Source organism: Paraburkholderia sp. MPAMCS5 (genome assembly GCF_036016995.1).
Classification (GTDB): domain Bacteria; phylum Pseudomonadota; class Gammaproteobacteria; order Burkholderiales; family Burkholderiaceae; genus Paraburkholderia.
On sequence record NZ_JAYXBK010000009.1, the window covers coordinates 185,096 to 205,651 of the forward strand.

Genomic DNA, 20,556 nt, shown 5'->3' on the forward strand with positions numbered 1-20,556 from the left:
AACGACGAGGCACACAGATGGCAATGAGCCCCTTCGCCGGCGACGATGACGACGGCCTGATGAACGAAATCAACATGACGCCGCTCGTCGACGTGATGTTGGTTCTCCTGATCGTTTTCATGGTGACGATTCCGGTGATCCGTCACGCGGTGAAAATCGATCTGCCGCATGCGAGCAGTCAAAAGGAAGACAGCAAGCCCGCGCAAGTCACGGTCGCAGTCGATGCCAACGGCAACGTGCTTTGGAACGACAAGCAGGTCAACGAAGCCGAATTGAGCGTGAAAATTGCAGAGGCCGCGCAAATGAATCCGCAGCCGGAATTGCATCTGGATGCAGACCGTAAAGTGCCTTATGAAAAGGTCGCGCAAGTGATGTCGGCGGCGCAGGCGGGCGGCCTCACGAAGATCGGTTTCGTCACGCAACCGAAAGGCAAGTGAACGGGATTTTTCGAAAACCCCTTGAAACAAGGGCTGAAAAGTAAAAGGCCTTCATCGTCAGATGAAGGCCTTTTTTTGTGCGCGCTCGGCGCCTTCGGGCGGCGGGTTCATTTACCATCGGTCGAAGACTGCTGGCTCGAATCACCGCATGCGACAGCCGTGCTCGACACGGACAGCGCTGTCAGCCCTATCAGGCTCGCTATGATAGCGGCCATGAGTTTTCGCATAAGAGACTCCTTAGCGAAGGGATTTCAATATAGCCCTATGAGCCGTCGCATTCAAGCAAACGGTCATTGAAAGTACTCATGACAGGCCACGCTTCAATGCTAAAAGCGATGCCGCGCGGCGCGCAATCTGTTACGACGCAATGGTCGCCTGCGCACGCGAAGCGGCCGGTGGGCTGGCCGCGGGGCATTCGCCCATGATGTGCTTGCCTTCGTCGGGATCGAGCATCTCGACCAGATAATCGACAAAAGCACGCACGGCCGGCACCATGCCCTGACGCGACACGAAGACCGCATACAACTGCGGCATCGGAAAAGTCCAGCCCGGCATGACCGGCGACAGTTGCCCCGCGCGCAGCGACGCGCCGTACATCATCTCCGGCAAGGCGGCGATGCCCACGCCGGCCAGCACGGCTTCGCGAATCGTCAGAAGATCGGCGGTCACGAGGCGCGGCTCGTGTTCGTGCGCGTGACGCGTGCCGTCGGGCGCGATCAGGTTGTAGACGTGGCGGCCGTCGCTCGTCGGCACGTCGAGGGTTTCGAAACGCGCGAGATCGTTCGGCTGCAACGGCGGCGCGTTCTGCTGCAACAGGCTCGGCGCACCGACCAGCATCTGCTGCGTGCGCCACAGCGGGCGCACGACGATATTGGCGTTTTCCGGCGGATCGGAACGCACGCGCAACGCGACGTCGATCGAATCTTCGAACAGATCGACCACGCGATTCGTCACACGCATCACCACTTTCACTTCGGGATAGCGATGCATGAATTCCGGCAGGATCGTCGACAGAATGGTCTGCGAAATCGTGACCGGCACGCTCACGCGTACCGTGCCGCGCGGCGACGAGCGCAGTTGCTGCACGACGTTGACGGCCGCCTGCGCCTCGCTGAGCATCGCCTGGCAATGCTGGTAGAACAGTTGCCCGGCCTCGGTGAGCGCCAGCTTGCGTGTCGAGCGTTGCAAGAGGCGCACGCCGAGCGACGCTTCCAGCTCGGTCAGGCGGCGCGACAGACGCGATTTGGAAATCCCCAGCACACGTTCGGCGGCGGAAAATCCTCCATGCTCGACGACCTGCGAGAAGTACATCAGGTCATTCAGATTGTGTGAATCGATCTTCATCTCATCGTTCCAGTAATAGAACAATCCATTGCGTGACGGCGGCTGGCACCCATAAAAACGGTCCCTATAATAGCCTCATGTTTCAAAAATAACGCTATTCCCCATTTTTCGAGGTGACTTTGATGACCGCGACACGCACCATCGAACGCACGTATCCCGCCGTTCGCACGACCGAGGGCGGCGGCTTTATCGTCCACCGCCCCTTTCCCACACGCATGCTGATGGATTTCGACCCGTTCCTCCTGCTGGACGAAATGGGACCGGTCGACTACGCGCCGGGCGAAGCCAAGGGCGCGCCCGACCATCCGCATCGCGGCTTCGAAACCGTCACATATGTGCTCGAAGGCCAGTTCGGCCATAAGGATTCAGCGGGCCACTCCGGCACCCTGCATGCCGGCGACGTGCAATGGATGACCGCGGGCGCGGGCGTCGTGCATAGCGAAATGCCGGACCCGTCGTTCGTGCGCACGGGCGGGCGCGTGCACGGCCTGCAACTGTGGGTGAACCTGCCGCGCCGCGACAAGATGATCGCGCCGCGCTACCAGGAAATGCCGTCGTCGCAGATTCCCGTGGCCACCTCTGCGGATGGCCAGGTGCGCGTCAAGGTGATTGCCGGCGAGGCGCTTGGCGTGAAGGCCGCGGTCGAAACGCGCACGCCCATTCTGTATCAGCACTTTTCGTTGCAGCCGGGCGCGACGATCCGGCAAGCGGTGCCCGCCGACTATCGCGTGTTCGCCTATGGCTTGTCGGGCAAAGGCTTTTACGGCGAAGGCGACGCGCGCCAGGAAATCGACGCGCGCAAGATGGTCGTGTTCAACAACGACGGCGACTCGGTCACGCTCACGGCCGGCGCTGAGCCGCTGGAAGTGCTGCTGCTTGGCGGCGTGCCGCTGAAGGAACCGGTGGTGCGCTACGGCCCGTTCGTGATGAATACGGAAGACGAAATCCGTCAGGCGGTGGTCGACTATCAGACCGGACGCATGGGCTCGATCACGCACTGAGCGCGTTGGGCAGCAGGCGCGGCGCGATTCCTCCGCCGCGTCACACATCACACGACGCGCGATGGCGCTCGCACGAAAGGCACCCACCGCGCGGCACAAACGCCGCCGACTTCGTTCACAATAGCAATTCCCGCCGCGCCTTCGCCTTCGAGCCATCAGGCTATCGAGCCGTTGCGCACGGCCATTTCCGTCCTTGGCTCAGGAGCGCGCATGGCAGAAGCGACCGTCACCGCCCATATCGGTTCGACGAATTACCAGGTCCATTTCGATGACGGCAGACACACGTGGCTCGCCGACGAACCGGAATCGCTCGGCGGCGGCGACCGCGGCCCGACGCCGGTTTCGTTGCTGCTGTCGAGCCTCGGCGCGTGCACGTCGGTGACACTGAAAATGTACGCGCAGCGCAAAGGCTGGCCTCTTCAGGAAGTGCATGTCGCGCTCAGTTTCGAAAGCGGCGAAGAGGGCTCGACCATCGACCGCAAAATCACGCTGCACGGCGATCTGTCCGACGAGCAGCGGGAACGACTTTTGCAAATTGCCAATGCATGCCCAGTTCACAAGATCCTCACCGGGTCGATTGCGATCCGCTCGGGTCTGACTGCCGCGTGAGCAGCGAATGGCCGGGTTGTGTAAAGCTGCGCCACGTCATTGCAACGCTTTCATAGGAAGCTGTCGTCTTGAATTTTGAACACCTTATCCAGATCAACGACCCGTTGAATCCGCTTGTCGATTCCATGACCCGCGAGCAATTGTGGGAAGGGCTCGTTTTGCGTGCCGAACAGCCGCAACTATTCGTGATCGGACTCGACAGTTGCACGATTCTCTCGCGCGAGGGCAATACGCTCGAACGCGAGCTGCATTACGGCCAGGCCACGGTGCGCGACCGTGTCACATTGCAGGAAAGTCAGAGCGTGCGCTACGACATCCTGCCGACCGCGGACTACGTCGGCGGCTCGCTGACCATGACCATCGAGCAGCCGGACGAACTGCAACTGTTTCTGCGCTTCGAGTACGCGACCACGCTGCCCGTCTCCGACGATCAGGACGCCGTGCAGACACAGGAGATCGTGAAGTCCGCGTATCGCGAGAACGACATCGATACAGTCAGGCTGATCCGTCAGTACGTCACGACCAAGCAGGAACCGGGTTCCTTGCACTGACACGTCCGCAGCCGTGCTGCCGTGCCAGCCGCTCGACGCGCGTGCGCTCGATGGCATTGGGCGCCGCGTGGCGGAGGCGGCGTGCAACGCGCGGCCTTCGCCGTCTTCCTCGCGCCTTCTCTCTTCCGTTAGCCTTATCTATCGAAAACCAGATCCAATGAATTTTCGCCCCTTGTAAATAGGAATGGTTATCATTTAGAATTCATCCATCGAATCAAGCAACAACACGAACCGAATGACCGATACCACGCGCCCCTCCACGCTCAGCCTGCGCCGCCCATCCGCCGCGTTGACCAGCCGTCCGAAAGCGGCGTCAACAGCAACGGCCGCCGCCAAACCGGCCACAGGCCGTACGAACGGGTCGAGCGAGACAGCCGAACGGGCGGAACGCGTGGTGCGCAGCGAGGTTTTGCTGCAAGGACATAGCCACATCAGCATCGTGCATAACGGCGAGACGTACCAATTGCGCGCCACGCGTTTGGGCAAGCTGATTCTGACCAAGTAGGACGAACGGAATTTCAGTACCGGGTATTGTGGGGACCACCTCCTTTGAGAGGTGTTCGGCAGTAGCCAGCCACGACGGCTTGCACGTGAGAACTAGACCCCTTCGTGCAGACACCAAGCCAGCCGTCGCAGCCAGCCAGGCCGCTTTTTTGGTTCCCGCCCATGCGGACACGAAACGCGTGTGCCGTCATGTTGAAAGAAAAAGCCGTGGAGATGATGTCATCTCCACGGCTTCTGTTTTTGCTGACTCGAATTTGCCGGCGTCAGGCGATGTCTTTGCAGGCCGCCCGATCAGGCCGCCCGATCAGGCCGCCCTACTTCGAGGCCCAGCCCCAGAACATCAGCCACCACGCGCTGTCGACCACGGCGAGAGCAGCCGCGAACCAGATCATCGCGAGGCCGCGCTGCACGAAGCGCTCGCTGTAGCGCCGCGTGACGAGCCACGCGAGCCATGCGCTCCACAGATTGGCGATCGCCAGAATCGTGATGCGCACGTCCGACGCCCACCACAACGGCACATGCTCGGCCCGCAACAGCGACAGCGTGGTCGCCGACAAGCCGAGGAACACGCCGGCGCCCGCAATCGGAATCAGCCCTTGCGTCAGATGATGCAGACGCACGCTGCTGAAGCGCCCGAGCATCCGCGTCGCGCCCATCAGCAGGACGAGCAGCGCGGTGCCGTACACGAGCGCCGTCGCGAGGATGTAGCCGATCACCATCGTGCCGTCGAGCCACGAGAACACGTCGTTCTGTTCCGGATAATGCGTGAACAGGAACCACGGCGCGTTGGTGTCGAGCGGCCACGTGATGTCGTGATCGACAAGCCAGGTGGCAAAGAACATCTTGAGGTCGACGAACCAGCGCGAAGCGCTCCAGTGGAACGCGCCGATCGCGATGCCGAGCAGGCCGTACAGGATCAGCGCGGTATCCCACGCGTTCGCTTGCTTGTCGCCGAGTTGCACGACTTCCGACGAAGGTGCGCGCCACGTCAACGCAATCGCGTCGCGGTGGCCGCTGCAACGGCCGCACATGTGGCAGTCGGAGGCGCCCTTCATATTGCGCAACGGCACGAGCGGCGCGCAGTTGATCGGAATCACGCGATGCCCGTGCTCGCCGTTCTTGTACGAGCGGCGCCACGCGTCTTCGTCGACTTTGTAGTGGAACGGCGCGAGGCGCGCCAGAAGCGAAAAAACCCCGTTCACGGGGCACAGGTACTTGCACCAGACGCGCTTCTCCCGCCCATAAAGCAAGCCGATCACGATAGCGGCCAGGGTCGAGCCGCCGAGCACCAGCAGCACCGCTTTCGGATACTGGTAGACGCTCACCATCTGACCATAGATGGTCGTGATGCCGAACGCGACGAACGGCCAGCCGCCCCAGCGCATCCAGTGCGGAATGGCCTTGCCGCGACCGTGCTTGCTGGCGAATTCCGCGAGCGCGCCTTCGGGACAGAGCACGCCGCACCAGACGCGGCCGAGCATCACCATCGAGAGCAGCACGAACGGCCACCAGATGCCCCAGAACACGAACTGCGCGGCAAGCGTCAGGTTGTTCCACAAGTGCGCGCTGTCGTCCGGCAGCGGCAACACCGCGGGCACGATGATCAGCAACGCATACACCGCCACCACGATCCACTGGATGCCGCGGATCACGGCGCCGTGACGCTGCATCCACTGCCCCGCCGCGGCGAGCCGCCCCGGACGGGTCATGACTGTACTCATGCCGCACGCCCTGCGGCTTGCCGCGTCGGCTTACGGTTGGCACGGCGCACCAGCAGATAGACGACCGCCCAGTAGACCGCGTAGGCCATCAGATTCATCAGCGCCGGATGTGCGCGGTAACCGGTGAGCGTCGCGACCAGCGAGCCGAAGGTGCTCGAATCGTCGAGAATGCCCGAGGTGTTCCACACCTGGTCGACGATGGTCGGCAGGAATTCCTTGTCGATCAGTTTGTCGACGCCCGTCTGGAACAGGCCCGCGCCGAGGAACAGCAGCATGATTTCCGTGATGCGGAAAAAGAGCCGCCACGAGAAGAACTTGCCGCCCAGTTGCAGCACGTAGAACGTGAGGAAGGCGAGCGCGAGGCCGATCACGACCGCAAGCATCTGGCTGCTGTCCACGTGACCGGACTGGCCGAAGCCCAGGCCGTACAGGAAGATGACCGTCTCGCTGCCTTCGCGCGCGATCGCCAGCGCGACCAGCAGCGCGACGCCCCACCAGTTCGAGTCGCGCTGACTTTTTTGCAGCGACTGTTCCATGTCGCGTTTGAGCGAGCGGCCGTGCTGCTTCATCCACAAGACCATCTGCACGATCAGCACGCAGGCGATCAGCACCATCGCGGTCTGGAAATAGTCCTGCGCGTCGCCGGAGAGCACTTCGGTGAAGCCGACCAGCGCCGCGCCGAGCGCGACCGCCGCGATCAGGCCGGCAGCGACGCCGCCCCACAGGTACGGCAAGCCGCGGCGCGCGTCGTCGTCGCCATTTTTCAACCACGCGTACAGGATGCCGACGACAAGCAACGCCTCGACACTTTCCCGCCACACGACGAATAGAATCTGACCCATCAAGCTCTCCCTTCTGCTCTTTCTGCTAGTGGTGGAGCGAACGCCGGCTGTCGGAAGCCCGCGTTCTTCCATCCACGGCTACTTCGCGACGATCACGCCCTGCGCCTGCTGGTGGAAATCGTCAAAAAACTTGTACTCGCCCGGATCGAGCGGCGCGATCACGACAAACGAATCCGCGCCCGGCGCCAACACTTTTTCCTTGCGCAACTGGACGCTCTCGAACTCGGCCGCGCCCTTGCCGGTATTGCGCACCTCAATCTTGATACGCTGCCGCGCCGGCACTTCGATGCGCGCCGGATTGAGCTTGCCGTCGTTCATTTCCAGCTTGAAGGTCGGCAGATCGGCGGCATGCGCTGCGCTCGCCAGCAAGATGGACGACACGAGGACTGCGATCTTTCGGTTGATTCTCATGGGCTTTTTTCGGAAAACGCGGCGCGAGACACAAGGGCCGCGCGCCGCCTGCTGCATTCACTCACTCGTCGCGCGTCGCCCGCAGCCTGTTGCGTGGCACGCCGCGACGAACATGGCGATCAGTAACCGCCTTTCTTGCCGATGCCGGCGAACGTGAAGTCGTATTCCAGCGCGAACGGCTTGAACCACGGACCCACGCCGGTTTCCTTGTCGACGTGGCGGCCAAATGCCATGTGGCCCATTTGCATCGGCGCTTCGACGATCAGCTTCAGGTGATATTTGCCGGGGCCTTGCAGCTTGACGTTGTCGCCGTAGTGCGGGCCGTCGTTGGCGACCATCGGCATCAGATCGCCCTTTTGCGCGTCTTTCGAACCGGCCTTCGTCAGTTCATAACGCACTTGCAGATAGGGCATCCAGTCGCCTTCGGCAAAACCGGTCGGATTGTTCTTGATTGCGTGGATGTCCGCTTCCAGATGGATGTCCGATTCCGACGCCTTGCGCATCATGCCTTCGGGTTCCATCGTGATCGGCTGCAAATACACCGCGCCAATTTCCATGCCGCCCTGGATCTGCTGCTTGCCGATCGGGTACTCGGCTGCCGTTGCCGACAGAGCCGCCATCACGGCCGCCGCTGCGACGCCGCCACGAACAAATGAAGAAATCCGCATTACCACTCCTTGTTTTTATCAGACTCGATTCGATCCATTGGAACAGCGCGTCGGGCGACAACCCAAGCAGATCGCATTCATTCATCGCAACCCGGCATCGCAGCTACGAACGTTAATGCGAACCATTCTCAATATTGGTCGAGTTTATCATCGTTCGTCTGTTGGAACAAATCCGAACGAACCCAAAGCCTTATGGGAGCAGGGTCTTAAGGGAGCCTTAAGGAAAGGGAGTGACCGGACGAGGCGAAGTTGGGCGTCCTCGCCCGCGAAGGAAACGGAAAAAAGCGGAAGGCGCGGCGCAGTGCCGCGGCCTTTTCTGTAGCGGGTTTCGTTTTTTACTCGGCGCCCGACACGTGATCGCCGACATTCGCCCCGAACACACGCTGGCGCAGCAACGCAAGCTGGTCGCGCGTTTGCGCGGCCTTCTCGAATTCGAGATTCTTCGCGTGCTCCATCATCTGCTTTTCGAGGCGCTTGAGTTCCTTGGCGAGCTGCTTCTCGGACATGTCCTCGAACTTCGCGCGCGTTTGCTGTTCCTTCAGTTCGGCGCGAGCGTCGTCGACGTTGTACACGCCGTCGATAATGTCGCGGATGCGCTTCACCACGCCGCGCGGCGTGATGCCGTGTTCCTGGTTGAAGGCGATCTGCTTGGCCCGCCGCCGCTCGGTTTCGTCGATGGCGCGGCGCATCGAATCCGTCACTTTGTCCGCATACAGAATGGCCTTGCCGTTCACGTTCCGCGCGGCCCGGCCGATGGTCTGAATCAGCGAGCGCTCGGCGCGCAGAAAGCCTTCCTTGTCGGCGTCGAGAATCGCGACGAGCGACACCTCCGGAATATCCAGACCTTCGCGCAGCAGGTTGATCCCGACGAGCACGTCGAATGTGCCGAGCCGCAAATCGCGGATGATTTCAACCCGCTCCACCGTATCGATGTCGCTGTGCAGATAACGCACCTTGACGCCGTGGTCGGCGAGAAACTCCGTCAACTGTTCGGCCATGCGCTTGGTCAGCACGGTAACGAGCACGCGGTCGCCGGCCTTCACGCGCTCGTTGATCTCGGCGAGCACGTCGTCGACCTGGCTGCGCGCCGGACGCACCTCGATTTCGGGATCGACGAGGCCCGTGGGACGCACGAGCTGTTCCGCCACCTGCCCCGCGGTCTTCTTCTCGTAATCCGCCGGCGTGGCAGACACGAACACGACCTGGCGCATCTTGCGCTCGAACTCGTTGAATTTGAGCGGCCGGTTGTCCAATGCCGACGGCAAGCGGAAGCCGTAGTCGACCAGATTTTCCTTACGCGCCCGGTCGCCGTTGTACATGCCGTTCAACTGGCCGATCAGCACGTGCGATTCGTCGAGCAGCATGATCGCGTCCGACGGCAGGTAGTCGACCAGCGTGGGCGGCGGCTCGCCGGGCGCTGCGCCCGAAAAGTGCCGCGAGTAATTTTCGATGCCCTTGCAGAAACCGAGCTCCTGCAACATCTCGAGATCGAAACGGGTGCGCTGTTCGAGCCGCTGCGCTTCGACCAGCTTGCCGTCGCTATAGAAAAACTCCAGCCGCTCGCGCAGCTCGGCCTTGATGGTTTCGACCGCGCGCACGACCGTATCGCGCGGCGTCACATAGTGCGACGACGGATAGACCGTAAAACGCGGAATTTTCTGACGCACGCGGCCGGTGAGCGGGTCGAATAGCTGCAGCGTTTCGACTTCGTCGTCGAACAGTTCGACGCGCACCGCCATTTCCGCATGTTCGGCCGGAAAAATATCGATCGTGTCGCCACGCACGCGGAACGAGCCGCGCTGGAAATCCGCTTCGTTGCGGTTGTACTGCATCGCGATCAGCCGCGCGATGATGTCGCGCTGCCCGAGCCGGTCGCCCGTGCGCAGCGTGAGAATCATCTGATGGTATTCGGACGGATTGCCGATACCGTAAATCGCCGAGACCGTCGCGACAATCACCACGTCGCGCCGCTCCATCAGGCTCTTGGTGGCCGACAGACGCATCTGTTCGATATGCTCGTTGATCGACGAGTCCTTCTCGATGAACAGGTCGCGCTGCGGTACGTACGCTTCCGGCTGGTAGTAGTCGTAGTACGAAACGAAGTACTCGACCGCGTTGCGCGGAAAAAACTCGCGGAACTCGGAATAAAGCTGTGCGGCCAGCGTCTTGTTCGGCGCGAAGACGATAGCGGGACGGCCGAGTCGCGCGATGGTATTGGCCATCGTGAAGGTCTTGCCCGAACCCGTCACGCCGAGAAGCGTCTGGAACGAAAGACCGTCTTCCACCCCTTCGACAAGCGTCTCGATCGCCGTCGGCTGGTCGCCGGCGGGCGGATAAGGCTGGTAGAGCTGAAACGGCGAGCCTTCGAATCGGACGAACTTGGATTCGTCGAGAGTTACTTCGGCTTCGGTCAGATGTTGTTCGGACATGGGACGGCTGCGGCCTTGGGCAAAAAACCATTCTAACGGGTTGAACACAGACAGACTGAGCGGGTCTGCGTAGGCTTGCAACGCCATCGCTCGCGCTACACCTTGGTCATTTAGCGACGAACTGCCTGTTTTTCAAGCAAATAGGCACGCCAAAGGGCGTTCTCCTCCGAAAAACGTTCGCGGATTCGTTACAATGCGAAGTTGCGCTCGCGTGGCCACCGTCCGCTGCCAGGTTGCGTTCAGACGCTCCGGTGCGTCCGCCCATGCTCGTAGCCGCCCTCTTTTCACTACTGCTGCCCACCCATCATGTCTCTGTTCTCCGCCGTCGAACTTGCTCCCCGCGACCCGATTCTGGGCCTGAACGAAGCTTTCAACGCCGACACGCGCGCCACCAAGGTCAATCTTGGCGTCGGCGTGTATTTCAATGAAGAAGGCAAGATTCCGCTCCTGCGCGCCGTGCGCGACGCGGAAAAGGCTCGCGTCGAAGCCGCGCTGCCGCGCGGCTATCTGCCGATCGAAGGTATCGCCGCATACGACGCAGCCGTGCAAAAGCTGTTGCTCGGCAACGACTCGCCGCTGATCGCCGCGGGCCGCGTTGTGACGGCGCAGGCACTGGGCGGCACGGGCGCGCTGAAAATCGGCGCCGACTTCCTGAAGCGCCTCGAACCGAACGCCAAGGTCGCGATCAGCGATCCGAGCTGGGAAAACCACCGCGCGCTGTTCGAAGCCGCGGGCTTCGAAGTCGTGTCGTACCCGTACTACGACGCGCCTACGCACGGCGTGAACTTCGAAGGCATGCTGAGCGCGCTGAACAGCTACGCGGCGGGCACGATCGTCGTGCTGCACGCCTGTTGCCACAACCCGACCGGCGTCGACCTCAACGCCGATCAGTGGAAGCAGGTGGTCGAAGTCGTCAAGGCGCGCAATCTGGTGCCGTTCCTCGACATCGCCTACCAGGGTTTCGGCGACAACATCGAAGCAGATGCTGAAGCCGTGCGCCTCTTCGCGGCATCGGAACTGAACGTGTTCGTGTCGTCGTCCTTCTCGAAGTCGTTCTCGCTGTACGGCGAGCGTATCGGCGCACTGTCGATCATCACCGGCAGCAAGGAAGAAGCCGTTCGCGTGCTGTCGCAACTCAAGCGCGTGATCCGCACGAACTATTCGAACCCGCCCACGCACGGCGGTTCGGTGGTCGCCGCGGTGCTCGCGTCTCCGGAACTGCGCGCCACGTGGGAAACGGAACTGGCCGAAATGCGCGACCGTATCCGCGCCATGCGCAATGGTCTCGTCGAGCGTTTGAAGGCAAGCGGCGTGGACCGCGACTTCAGCTTCGTGAATGCACAGCGCGGCATGTTCTCGTACTCGGGTCTGACGGCGCCGCAAGTGGACCGGCTGCGCGAAGAGTTCGGCATCTACGCCGTCAGCACCGGCCGCATCTGCGTGGCTGCGCTGAACACGCGCAACCTGGACGTGGTGGCCAACGCGGTAGCCCACGTCCTGAAGTAAAGCGATTCGCAGGGCGCGCGGTGACGTGCGCCTTCGTTGAAATTGAATTGCAGCGCGGATTGCTGCGTTTTCAATTGTCGTGAAAACGGCGCCCTTCTGGGCGCCGTTTCTGTTTCCAGACATGTTTCCGGACCTGACTTTTCCGCATGAGCTTTCAGCGCGAATCGCGATGAATGTCGTGCGTGACGAACCCAGCGTCGTTGTCCGGCATGGCGAGCCAATCGGGTTGTGCGAGCGAATGGCGAATGTCTTCCAGACCGCTTTGCCAGTGTTCCTGCATGGTGGAGAGACCGAACTGGAAGTCCTTGTAATGCCCTTCGTACTCCTTGTTCCGATAGATGAGATGGATCACGTTATAGCGCTTCGAGCACGATAGATCTTCGGCGAGCTTGCACCACGGGTCATCGCGCTCGTCAGGCGACACGCGATCCAGCACCTCGCGCAGCACGTGACGGAAACGCTGCGAACGTTGCAGCATGTCGGTCACAAGTCGTGTGCGGCTCGAATACTGAATGTCTTTCATGCGGCCCTGCACGTCGGTGATATTGTCCGGCACCGGCCCGATTGCACTCCACAGATCGACCTGGAACGCGAGCGTGTCTCGACGCGGCGTGGTCTGCACCACCTCGTAGAGCGGCGTATTCGACATCAAACCGCCGTCCCAGTAATACTCGCCGTCGATTTCGACTGCCGCGAAGCCCGGCGGCAACGCGCCCGACGCCATGAAGTGCTCTGCCCTCAGCGTGGTGTGGGTATTGTCGAAGTACGCAAAATTGCCGGTCCCGCAATTGACCGCGCCCACAGACACACGCATTTCGCGCGAGTTGATGCGATCGAAGTCGCACAGCGCTTCCAACGTGCTCTTGAGCGGCGCGGTGTCATAGTAGCTGGCCGCTTGAGGCGGCCCTGACAAGGTAGGCAACGGCGGCGGAAAACGCGGCACGAAGAAGCCCTTCTGCCCTTCGACGAGCGCTCCGATTGCCTGCGTTGCGGTGAACGCTTTGCGCACGGCGTCGCTCGAATTGAACAGCGCGTGCTCGATAAACGCCGGCAGAGGCGGCCCGAATGCAGGTTGGCAGATCGTCTCCCAGAATTGCAGAAGCCGCTCGACGCGCTTTTCCGGCGGATTGCCCGCGATGATCGCCGTATTCAACGCGCCAATCGAAATGCCCGCCAGCCAGTTCGGCTCGATACCGGCTTCATGAAGCCCCTGGAAAACACCGGCCTGATAAGCGCCCAGCGCGCCTCCGCCTTGTAGCGTCAGCGCGATGGTCTCGTAATTGGGCAACTGGAGCTGGCCATGAGGCGCCGCGGCCGACGCTGCGCCGGCGCCTGCGCCTTCCCCATTGCCGGGCGCACCGACGCGCGCCCGTTTGAGATTGCGTTGCGCCATGCGCGCCTCCTTATTGCATGTACCAGCCGTGACTCACAATAAAGGATTGGCCGGTGAGCGCGGCCGTGGGGAAAGTCGAGAGGAACAGGACTGTTTGCGCGACGTCTTCCACGGTGGTGAAAATGCCGTCGACGGTGCCGCCCAACATCACGCGCTTGACCACTTCTTCTTCGCTGATGTTCAGTTCTTTGGCCTGCTCCGGAATCTGCTTGTCGACGAGCGGTGTGCGCACGAAGCCCGGACACACGACATGCGAGCGCACGTTGTGTTTCGCGCCTTCCTTCGCCAGCACCCGGGCGAGCCCGAGCAGCGCATGCTTGGCCGTCACGTAGGCGGACTTGAGCGGCGACGCCTCGTGCGAATGAACGGAGCCCATGTAGATCACAATGCCGCCGCGATCGTCCTTGTACATGTGCTTGAGGGCCGCCTTGGTGGTCAGGAACGCGCCGTCCACGTGAATGGCCTGCATCTTTTTCCAATCCGAAAACGAGTAGTTTTCAATCGGATTGACGATCTGAATGCCGGCGTTGGATATGAGAATGTCAACGGAGCCCAGTTCCGCGGCGACTTTGTCGATGCCCTGGTTGACCGCGTCTTCGTTGGTGACGTCCATTGCGATGCCAATCGCCTTGCCGCCGCCCTTCCTGATTTCTTCAGCGACGGCGTTCGCCCCGTCCTGGTTCAGATCGGCGATCGCGACAGCCGCGCCCGCAGCCGAAAGGGTCAACGCAATCTGTTTGCCGATGCCGCTCGCGGCGCCCGTAACCACCGCGACCTTGCCATTCAGATTTGTGTTCAGTGACGACATCCAGAACCTCCGTGCAGTTAATGAGCAATGAGAACACGAGCCGCGCGCAGCGTGAAGTCGACCAAACGTCATAGGCCCGCGTTGGAGTTTTCCTATACCGTTCGGCCGAATGCTGCACTGCGGCCAATCCTGCTATTGTGCATGAAGCATGTGAACCGGATCGGGAAAACGCGCACTCAGGCTTATGTATTTACACTAGGCGTCTGGCGGGATTCCGGTCGCTTCACTTTCGAGGGGAATTGCATGAATTATCGGCGTCTAGGCCGCTCAGGCCTGCAAGTCAGCGAATTGTCCATCGGCTCGTGGGTCACGTACGGCAATCAGGTCGACCATCGCGCGGCGCGGGAATCGCTCGCGGCCGCGCGCGACGCGGGCGTCAATTTCTTCGACAATGCCGAGGTCTACGCGGGCGGCAAGTCGGAAGAGATCATGGGGCAGGCGCTCAAGGAATTGGCGTGGCCGCGCGTGAGCTACGTGGTGTCGACCAAGTTCTTCTGGGGCCTCGCGGAAGCGCCCAATCAATATCACACGCTCAACCGCAAATATCTGCTGAACGCAATCGACTCGTCGCTCAAACGTCTGCAGCTGGACTACGTCGATCTGGTGTTCTGTCATCGTCCGGACCCGAACACGCCCGTCGAGGAAACCGTCTGGGCAATGAGCGACATGATCACGCGCGGCAAGGCGTTGTACTGGGGCACCTCCGAGTGGAGCGCCGACGAAATCCGAGCCGCTTACGAGATTGCGCAGAAGCATCATCTGCACAAGCCGGTCATGGAACAGCCGCAGTACAACCTGTTTCACCGCAAACGCGTGGAGCAGGAATACAAGCGTCTCTATGAGGATATCGGACTTGGGCTCACCACGTGGAGCCCGCTGGCGTCCGGACTGCTGACGGGCAAATACCGCAACGGCGTGCCGGCGGACAGCCGCGCGCAGTTGCAAGGTTACGACTGGCTGCGCAACCAGCTCATCGACGCGAGCAAGAACAATGTCGTCGGCAACCTGGGCGACGTGGCCGGCGAATTGGGCTGCACGGTGGGCCAGCTCGCCATTGCGTGGATTCTGAAAAATCCGCATGTCAGCACGGTCATTACCGGCGCATCGCGCGTCGAGCAGATTGGCGAAAACATGAAATCCGCCGAAGTCGCCGAGCGCATTACGCCGGAGATCAAGGAGCGGATTGAAGGAATCATCGGCGACGCGTGCGACTAAGCTCGTCGTTTCGGCCTTCCGGCGGCGGCAACCCGCGGCGTTCGGCGTTCGGCGTCGCGTACAATACGCGACCGCGCTGCACGCTGGCGCTCTTTGCCGCCGTGCCGCCACATTGCATCCGCATCGCCGAATCCGCCTGGAGCGGCGTCCTCTTTCAGCATCTCCTCATCATGCTCAGCTACCGCCACGCCTTTCATGCAGGCAATCACGCCGACGTTCTGAAACACGCCGTCGCATTGCAGCTATTGCGCTATCTCGGCCAGAAGGACAAAGCCTATTGGTACATCGACACGCATGCGGGCGCAGGCGTCTATTCGCTGAAGGAAGGCTTTGCTGTCAAGACCGGCGAGTTTCAAACCGGCATCGCAAAACTATGGGAACGCAACGATCTGCCGTCGATGTTCGCCGACTATGTCGACGAAGTCGCCGCGCTCAATCCCGACGGTCAGTTGCGCTTCTACCCGGGCTCGCCGTATATCGCCTGGCGGCAGATGCGCGAACAGGATCGTATGCGTCTGTTCGAGCTGCACACCACCGAAATCGACGTGCTGCGCCACAATTTCCGCGATGCGGGCCGCCGCGCCATGCTCTACGCGGGCGACGGTTTCGACGGCATTCTCGCGTTGCTCCCGCCCGCGCCGCGCCGCGCGCTGGTGCTGCTCGACCCATCGTATGAGGACAAGCGGGACTACACGCGCACGCTGCGTTGCGTCGAGGAAAGCCTGAAGCGATTTCCGACGGGCACGTACGCGGTGTGGTATCCGCAGGTGAAGCGGCCGGAGTCGCAGCGCTTCCCCGAACAGCTGAAGAAATTGCAGGACCGCAACTGGCTGCACGTGAGTCTGACAGTGAGCAATCCGCCGGCGGACGGCTTTGGGCTTTTCGGCAGCGGCATGTTCATCCTCAATCCGCCGTACACGCTGCCGAAAATGCTGAAGGAACAGATGCCGTGGCTGGTGAAAACGCTCGGCGAAGACAAGGCCGCGCAATTCAAGGTGGAATACCGCGGCGATTGAGTCCGAGCGCAAGCGCGCGCAACGAGTCGGCGCGCCTTCGCCCCGCGTGCCTATTTGAGCTGCGCCGCGGCCTTGCGCGCGAAGTCGTTGGTATAGGTCGCGTTCAGATCGATCTTCTTCGGATCGAGCCGTGTGTCGAACGAAGCGAGCGCGCGCAACGAGGTTGCCGGGCCGTCCGCGGGCATGATGCCGTCCGGCGAATACGCTTCGCGCACATTGTGGAAGGCCTGCACATAGAGCGCGGAGTCGTTCAGCAGATAGGCTGGCGGCACCATTTTCAGCAGATCGGCGTCGCTCGCGGTTTGCAACCAATGATCCGCACGCACGATGGCGTTGGCGAGCGCCTGTGTCGTCTTCGGATACTTCTGGATGAAGCTCTCGGGTGCGTAGAGCGTGCCGGCGGGCATCGTCCCGCCGAAAATTTCCTGCGTGCCCTTCACGGTGCGCGTGTCCACGAGCACCTTGATCGCGCCGCTTTGCGTGAGCTTGGTCATCATCGGGTCGACGTTGGAAAGCGCGTCGATCTGACCGTTGCCAACCGCCGCGAGCACCGTTGCGCCGCTGCCTACGCCGATCGCCGCGATGTCGCTCCTCTGGACGCCGGCCTTGCGCAAAGCCACGGTCAGCACGAGATCCGTCGACGAGCCCGGCGCGCTCACGCCCACCTTCGCGCCTTTGAAGTCAGCGAGCGTCTTGATCTTGTCGGCTTTCGACGTCAATACCGCAACCACGATCTGCGGCGCGCGGCCCATCAGCGCAAATGCCCGGTAGCGCTGCCCCTTCGCCTGCATGAACAGCGTGTGTTCGAATGCACCCGCGCCGACATCCGCGCTGCCGCCCACCACCGCCTCCAGTGCTTTGGAGCCGCCTGCGAAATCTTCGAGCGTGACATCGAGGCCCTCGTCCTTGAAGTAGCCCAATTGCTGCGCGGTGAGCACCGGCAAATAGTAAAGTCCGGGCAGGCCGCCGACGGCCATCGTCAGCGTCGGCTTTTCCGGCGTGTCTTTCGCGAATGCCACGCCGTGCAGGGTGACAGCGGCAAGCAACGCGCCGCAGAAGCTGGCGGCACCTCGCATCCAGTTATTGCGCATTTGACGTCTCCTTTTTTCTGTTTTCGTTCGATGCGGCGGCCGCGGCGGCCAGCTATCGGCCGGTTTGGGCGAGAGACCGCCCGGAGATTGTCGTCGTCCGACCTGAGCCGCGCCATGCGCCCAAACCCGAATGAACGTGCGCGTGCGCGCATCCGCTGCCCGGCGTGGACACGCCGCGCACGAACAAACGAACCAACAAGCGCTACCGGCAGAACGACAAACGGAGTTCGCGTGAAGTGCGTCTATTGCGGACGCGGCACCGGACGAGATTGCGGTTGCGGCGTCGCGCCGGCTGCACTGCCGCCCACAGGCAACCGGATATAAGGCGCAACCACGAACGGCACGGATGAATTCGGCGCCAGCTCGACAGGCGACGCAATCGGCCGCGCTTCGACAATGGGTTGCCGCGATAGCGGCGCCGTCTGCAGAATGGTTCCGCTCTCGCCGTCGCTGATACCGTTCTGCGAGTCGAGGATCAGCGGTTGGCGACTATGGCTCGATGCGGCCAATGCGCTGGACATGGCACAAACCATCGCCAATGAAACCGCGACGACGGGCAGAGCGGGCTTGAGCGAACGGATGGAAGACATGGACGGACCGGTTCGAGTGAAAGATGCCGGATGGCGGGCGGGTTGCGTTGCAACGCTTCACCTTACCGCGGCGCGGGCCTCGCGACTAGCCGAGATTCGCCATGTCGAATTTTTAGGCGCCCCGAAGGCAATTCTGGCGCCCAGATGTGACAAAGCCCCGCACAAACGGGGCTCAACGCTTGACTGCTATCCAACTACCACCAGCTGCAACTAAAGTGCGCTGGCCGCGCAACATGCGCGCCGCTGCAACTTACAGCGAATAGCCGTTGGCTTCCAGCGAACGGATGCGCTGTTCGAGCTGGACGATGTCCGACGACGAAGCTAGATACGCTTCGCGGCGATCGCGCTCGGCAGTTTCAAACCAGGTGCTCAGCTTTTCAAGGACGTATGCAAACATGATGTTCTCCAAGGATCAGACGTGAATCCCCGGTGGATTGGGCATCAGGGATTTCCCGTAAAAGGGTTAACCCGAATTATAAGCTTGTGGTGCAACCGCGCTAGTGAAATGCTCGCATGAAGTGCATTCCGTTTTGGAATGACGCACAAAGATGGTGCGTGCATCGCGTTGATTTGACACGGTTCGTCTGGGTGTTGCCGCGCGGGATGTGAGGCATGCCTTTATTTTAAGCACAAAATTGGTGCAAGCACGCTGAACGCGACGTTTCGTCGGTGAGGTTGCACCTGTCCCCGTCAACGCATCTGATAACGAGCGGAATTCAGTGCTCCGCGGAAACCGGCTCCGCATCGGCGAGCCGCTCGATGATCGGGCAATCCGGGCGGTCGTCGCCATGGCAATGAGTGGCGAGGTGCGCCAACGTGTTGCGCATGTCGGTGAGTTCGGCGATTCGGCGATCGAGTTCCGCTACATGGTCGAGCGCGATGGCTTTCACTTCGGCACTGGCGCGCGAGCGGTCATGCCAGAGCGCCAGTAGCCGCCGAATGTCCTCGACGAGAAAGCCGAGCCGGCGCGCCTGGCGGATGAAACGTAGCGAATGCACCTCCTGCGGGCCGTAGACGCGATAACCCGCGCTGGTCCGGGATTTGGCCGCGAGCAAGCCGACGCTTTCGTAGTAGCGAATCATTTTCGCCGTGACGCCCGACTCGCGGGCCGCTTCACCGATGTTCATCATCATTTCCCCAGTGTTTGCTTCGATCGTACACCTTCCCATCGTGGGAAGGTCAGCCACTTAAATTTGGGACCGCAGGCATAATCCAACTATCGCTACAGACATTTCCCGAGGCAATTCCGATGAAAACCGAACTTCAGGTTGAAGGCATGAGCTGTCAGCATTGCGTGGCGGCTGTCACGAACGCTATCCGCGAACATGACGACGGAGCGCAAGTGCAGGTGGATCTCGCGACCGGCCGCGTGGCCGTGGAATCGACTCAATCGGCACAGGCACTGAAGGCCGCCATCGACGAGGCCGGCTACACCGTCACGGGCGTTGCGTCCGGCGCGGCGCGCTAGCCGGGACGCGATCATGTTCAAAGTCGCCGTCATAGGAGCTTCGGGCCTGCTGGGCCGCGCTATCGTCGATGAACTGGCAGGGCAACCGGACTGGCAGGTCGTCGGCACCGCGTTCAGCCGGCCGGCGCCCACCACTGTCGCGCTCGATGTTCGCGACCCGCATGCAATCGGGCAGTTCGTCGAACGCGAGGCGCCCGACGCGCTTGTGATTGCCGCCGCCGAGCGCCGCCCGGACGTGTGCGAACGTGACCCGGACCTGGCACGCGCGCTCAATGTCGAGGCCGTGCGCGCGATCGCCGCCGCTGCGCAGCGGCGCGGCGCCTGGACGCTGTCCCTGTCCACCGACTACGTTTTCGACGGCACTCATCCGCCCTACCGGCACGATTCTCAGCCCGCGCCGCTCAATGCATACGGGCGCAGCAAGCTGGAGGGCGAGCGCGCGCTGACCGAGACAACCGATCTCGGCTGTGTGATGCGTTTGCCGTTGCTGTATGGGCCGATCGTCGACTGGGCTGAATCCGCCGTGACGAGCCTCGTACCGGCGATTGCGGCATCGGCGTCGGCGCAAGGCAAAGCTGCTGCCATGGACGCATGGGCGATCCGCTATCCGACCTTCACGCCAGATGTCGCGTTCGTGATCCGGCAAATGCTTGAGCGTCATGCCGGGGGCAACGCGATTCGCGGCATCGTGCAATGGTCGGGCGACGAGCCGATGACCAAATATGAAATCGCGGTGCGCCTTGCCGAGGCGCTCGAACTCGACGCGCGGCTGACGCCGCAACCCACGCCGACCGATGCGACGCCCCGCCCGCACAACTGCCACCTCATTTCGGAGCGGCTCGAACAGTCAGGCATCGGCCGCCGCACACCGTTCGATACGGCGATACGCCAGGTGTTGGCCGCCTTCCCGTGGCGCGGCGATAGGACATCTGATACGCCAGACTGAAACGGC

Annotated in this window: 22 protein-coding genes; 10 read left to right on the forward strand and 12 right to left on the reverse strand. The window is 61.8% G+C overall.

The features are described 5' to 3' along the window. Window positions 1–17: 17 nt before the first annotated feature. Window positions 18–437 (forward strand): ExbD/TolR family protein, encoded by a 420-nt coding sequence (locus VOM14_RS21160; RefSeq protein ID WP_327630691.1) that lies wholly within the window; start codon window positions 18–20, stop codon window positions 435–437. Between the two features lie 357 nt (window positions 438–794). Here the strand turns inward: VOM14_RS21160 and VOM14_RS21165 are convergent, their stop codons facing one another. Beyond that, the gene (locus tag VOM14_RS21165; protein ID WP_327630692.1) at window positions 795–1,781 is read right to left on the reverse strand and encodes a LysR family transcriptional regulator; all 987 of its coding nucleotides are present in this window, start codon (window positions 1,779–1,781) and stop codon (window positions 795–797) included. 122 nt (window positions 1,782–1,903) lie between these two features. Here VOM14_RS21165 and VOM14_RS21170 point away from each other — a divergent pair, with 122 nt between their 5' ends. The 4 genes from VOM14_RS21170 (at window position 1,904) to hemP (ending at window position 4,447) form a co-directional block, all read left to right on the forward strand. After that, window positions 1,904–2,782, forward strand: a complete 879-nt coding sequence (locus VOM14_RS21170) for a pirin family protein (protein WP_327630693.1) — start codon at window positions 1,904–1,906, stop codon at window positions 2,780–2,782. Between the two features lie 210 nt (window positions 2,783–2,992). Then, window positions 2,993–3,391, forward strand: coding sequence for an OsmC family protein (locus tag VOM14_RS21175; RefSeq protein WP_327630694.1), 399 nt, complete (start codon window positions 2,993–2,995; stop codon window positions 3,389–3,391). A gap of 68 nt (window positions 3,392–3,459) precedes the next feature. After that, window positions 3,460–3,942 carry an SRPBCC family protein gene (locus VOM14_RS21180; RefSeq protein WP_327630695.1) on the forward strand — a complete coding sequence of 161 codons (483 nt, stop codon included), beginning with the start codon at window positions 3,460–3,462 and terminating at the stop codon, window positions 3,940–3,942. Between the two features lie 235 nt (window positions 3,943–4,177). Beyond that, entirely contained in the window at window positions 4,178–4,447 is a 270-nt protein-coding gene (gene hemP, locus VOM14_RS21185; RefSeq protein ID WP_327630696.1) for a hemin uptake protein HemP, read from the forward strand. Between the two features lie 313 nt (window positions 4,448–4,760). Here the strand turns inward: hemP and VOM14_RS21190 are convergent, their stop codons facing one another. The 5 genes from VOM14_RS21190 to uvrB all read right to left on the reverse strand — a co-directional run bounded on the left by VOM14_RS21190 (window position 4,761) and on the right by uvrB (window position 10,517). Continuing rightward, on the reverse strand, window positions 4,761–6,167 hold the full coding sequence (locus VOM14_RS21190) for a 4Fe-4S binding protein (RefSeq protein WP_327630697.1): 1,407 nt from the start codon (window positions 6,165–6,167) through the stop codon (window positions 4,761–4,763). Continuing rightward, complete coding sequence (locus VOM14_RS21195; RefSeq protein WP_327630698.1) at window positions 6,164–7,009, reverse strand: FTR1 family iron permease; 846 nt, start codon at window positions 7,007–7,009, stop codon at window positions 6,164–6,166. Before VOM14_RS21195 ends, VOM14_RS21190 begins: the two co-directional genes overlap by 4 nt. 78 nt (window positions 7,010–7,087) lie before the next feature. Beyond that, window positions 7,088–7,420 (reverse strand): cupredoxin domain-containing protein, encoded by a 333-nt coding sequence (locus VOM14_RS21200; RefSeq protein WP_327630699.1) that lies wholly within the window; start codon window positions 7,418–7,420, stop codon window positions 7,088–7,090. A 119-nt stretch (window positions 7,421–7,539) separates the two neighbouring features. Next, a complete protein-coding gene (locus VOM14_RS21205) occupies window positions 7,540–8,088 on the reverse strand; it encodes an iron transporter (RefSeq protein WP_327630700.1) in 549 nt (182 codons plus the stop codon). A 335-nt stretch (window positions 8,089–8,423) separates the two neighbouring features. After that, entirely contained in the window at window positions 8,424–10,517 is a 2,094-nt protein-coding gene (gene uvrB, locus VOM14_RS21210; protein ID WP_327630701.1) for an excinuclease ABC subunit UvrB, read from the reverse strand. Window positions 10,518–10,823: 306 nt separating this feature from the next. Between uvrB and VOM14_RS21215 the strand changes: the two genes are divergently transcribed. Then, entirely contained in the window at window positions 10,824–12,023 is a 1,200-nt protein-coding gene (locus VOM14_RS21215) for an amino acid aminotransferase (protein WP_327630702.1), read from the forward strand. Between the two features lie 154 nt (window positions 12,024–12,177). Here the strand turns inward: VOM14_RS21215 and VOM14_RS21220 are convergent, their stop codons facing one another. Both VOM14_RS21220 and VOM14_RS21225 read right to left on the reverse strand, forming a co-directional pair. Next, on the reverse strand, window positions 12,178–13,416 hold the full coding sequence (locus VOM14_RS21220; protein WP_327630703.1) for a patatin-like phospholipase family protein: 1,239 nt from the start codon (window positions 13,414–13,416) through the stop codon (window positions 12,178–12,180). A gap of 10 nt (window positions 13,417–13,426) precedes the next feature. Then, window positions 13,427–14,224, reverse strand: a complete 798-nt coding sequence (locus VOM14_RS21225; RefSeq protein ID WP_006053105.1) for a 3-hydroxybutyrate dehydrogenase — start codon at window positions 14,222–14,224, stop codon at window positions 13,427–13,429. Window positions 14,225–14,467: 243 nt separating this feature from the next. On the opposite strand from VOM14_RS21225, the gene VOM14_RS21230 reads away from it, so the two are divergent. After that, entirely contained in the window at window positions 14,468–15,439 is a 972-nt protein-coding gene (locus VOM14_RS21230) for a potassium channel beta subunit family protein (RefSeq protein ID WP_327630704.1), read from the forward strand. Window positions 15,440–15,609: 170 nt separating this feature from the next. Further along, window positions 15,610–16,455 (forward strand): 23S rRNA (adenine(2030)-N(6))-methyltransferase RlmJ, encoded by an 846-nt coding sequence (locus VOM14_RS21235; protein WP_327630705.1) that lies wholly within the window; start codon window positions 15,610–15,612, stop codon window positions 16,453–16,455. A 50-nt stretch (window positions 16,456–16,505) separates the two neighbouring features. On the opposite strand, the gene VOM14_RS21240 is transcribed toward VOM14_RS21235, so the two are convergent. The 4 genes from VOM14_RS21240 to cueR form a co-directional block, all read right to left on the reverse strand. Continuing rightward, a complete protein-coding gene (locus VOM14_RS21240) occupies window positions 16,506–17,546 on the reverse strand; it encodes an ABC transporter substrate-binding protein (RefSeq protein WP_327630706.1) in 1,041 nt (346 codons plus the stop codon). 242 nt (window positions 17,547–17,788) lie between these two features. Then, window positions 17,789–18,136, reverse strand: a complete 348-nt coding sequence (locus VOM14_RS21245) for a hypothetical protein (RefSeq protein ID WP_327630707.1) — start codon at window positions 18,134–18,136, stop codon at window positions 17,789–17,791. A gap of 250 nt (window positions 18,137–18,386) precedes the next feature. After that, complete coding sequence (locus VOM14_RS21250) at window positions 18,387–18,533, reverse strand: DUF3563 family protein (RefSeq protein WP_020069992.1); 147 nt, start codon at window positions 18,531–18,533, stop codon at window positions 18,387–18,389. 319 nt (window positions 18,534–18,852) lie between these two features. Further along, entirely contained in the window at window positions 18,853–19,263 is a 411-nt protein-coding gene (gene cueR, locus VOM14_RS21255) for a Cu(I)-responsive transcriptional regulator (protein WP_327630724.1), read from the reverse strand. A gap of 122 nt (window positions 19,264–19,385) precedes the next feature. Here cueR and VOM14_RS21260 point away from each other — a divergent pair, with 122 nt between their 5' ends. Then, window positions 19,386–19,604, forward strand: coding sequence for a heavy-metal-associated domain-containing protein (locus VOM14_RS21260; RefSeq protein ID WP_327630708.1), 219 nt, complete (start codon window positions 19,386–19,388; stop codon window positions 19,602–19,604). A 13-nt stretch (window positions 19,605–19,617) separates the two neighbouring features. Further along, window positions 19,618–20,550, forward strand: coding sequence for a dTDP-4-dehydrorhamnose reductase family protein (locus VOM14_RS21265; RefSeq protein WP_327630709.1), 933 nt, complete (start codon window positions 19,618–19,620; stop codon window positions 20,548–20,550). The last annotated feature ends 6 nt before the right edge of the window (window positions 20,551–20,556 follow it).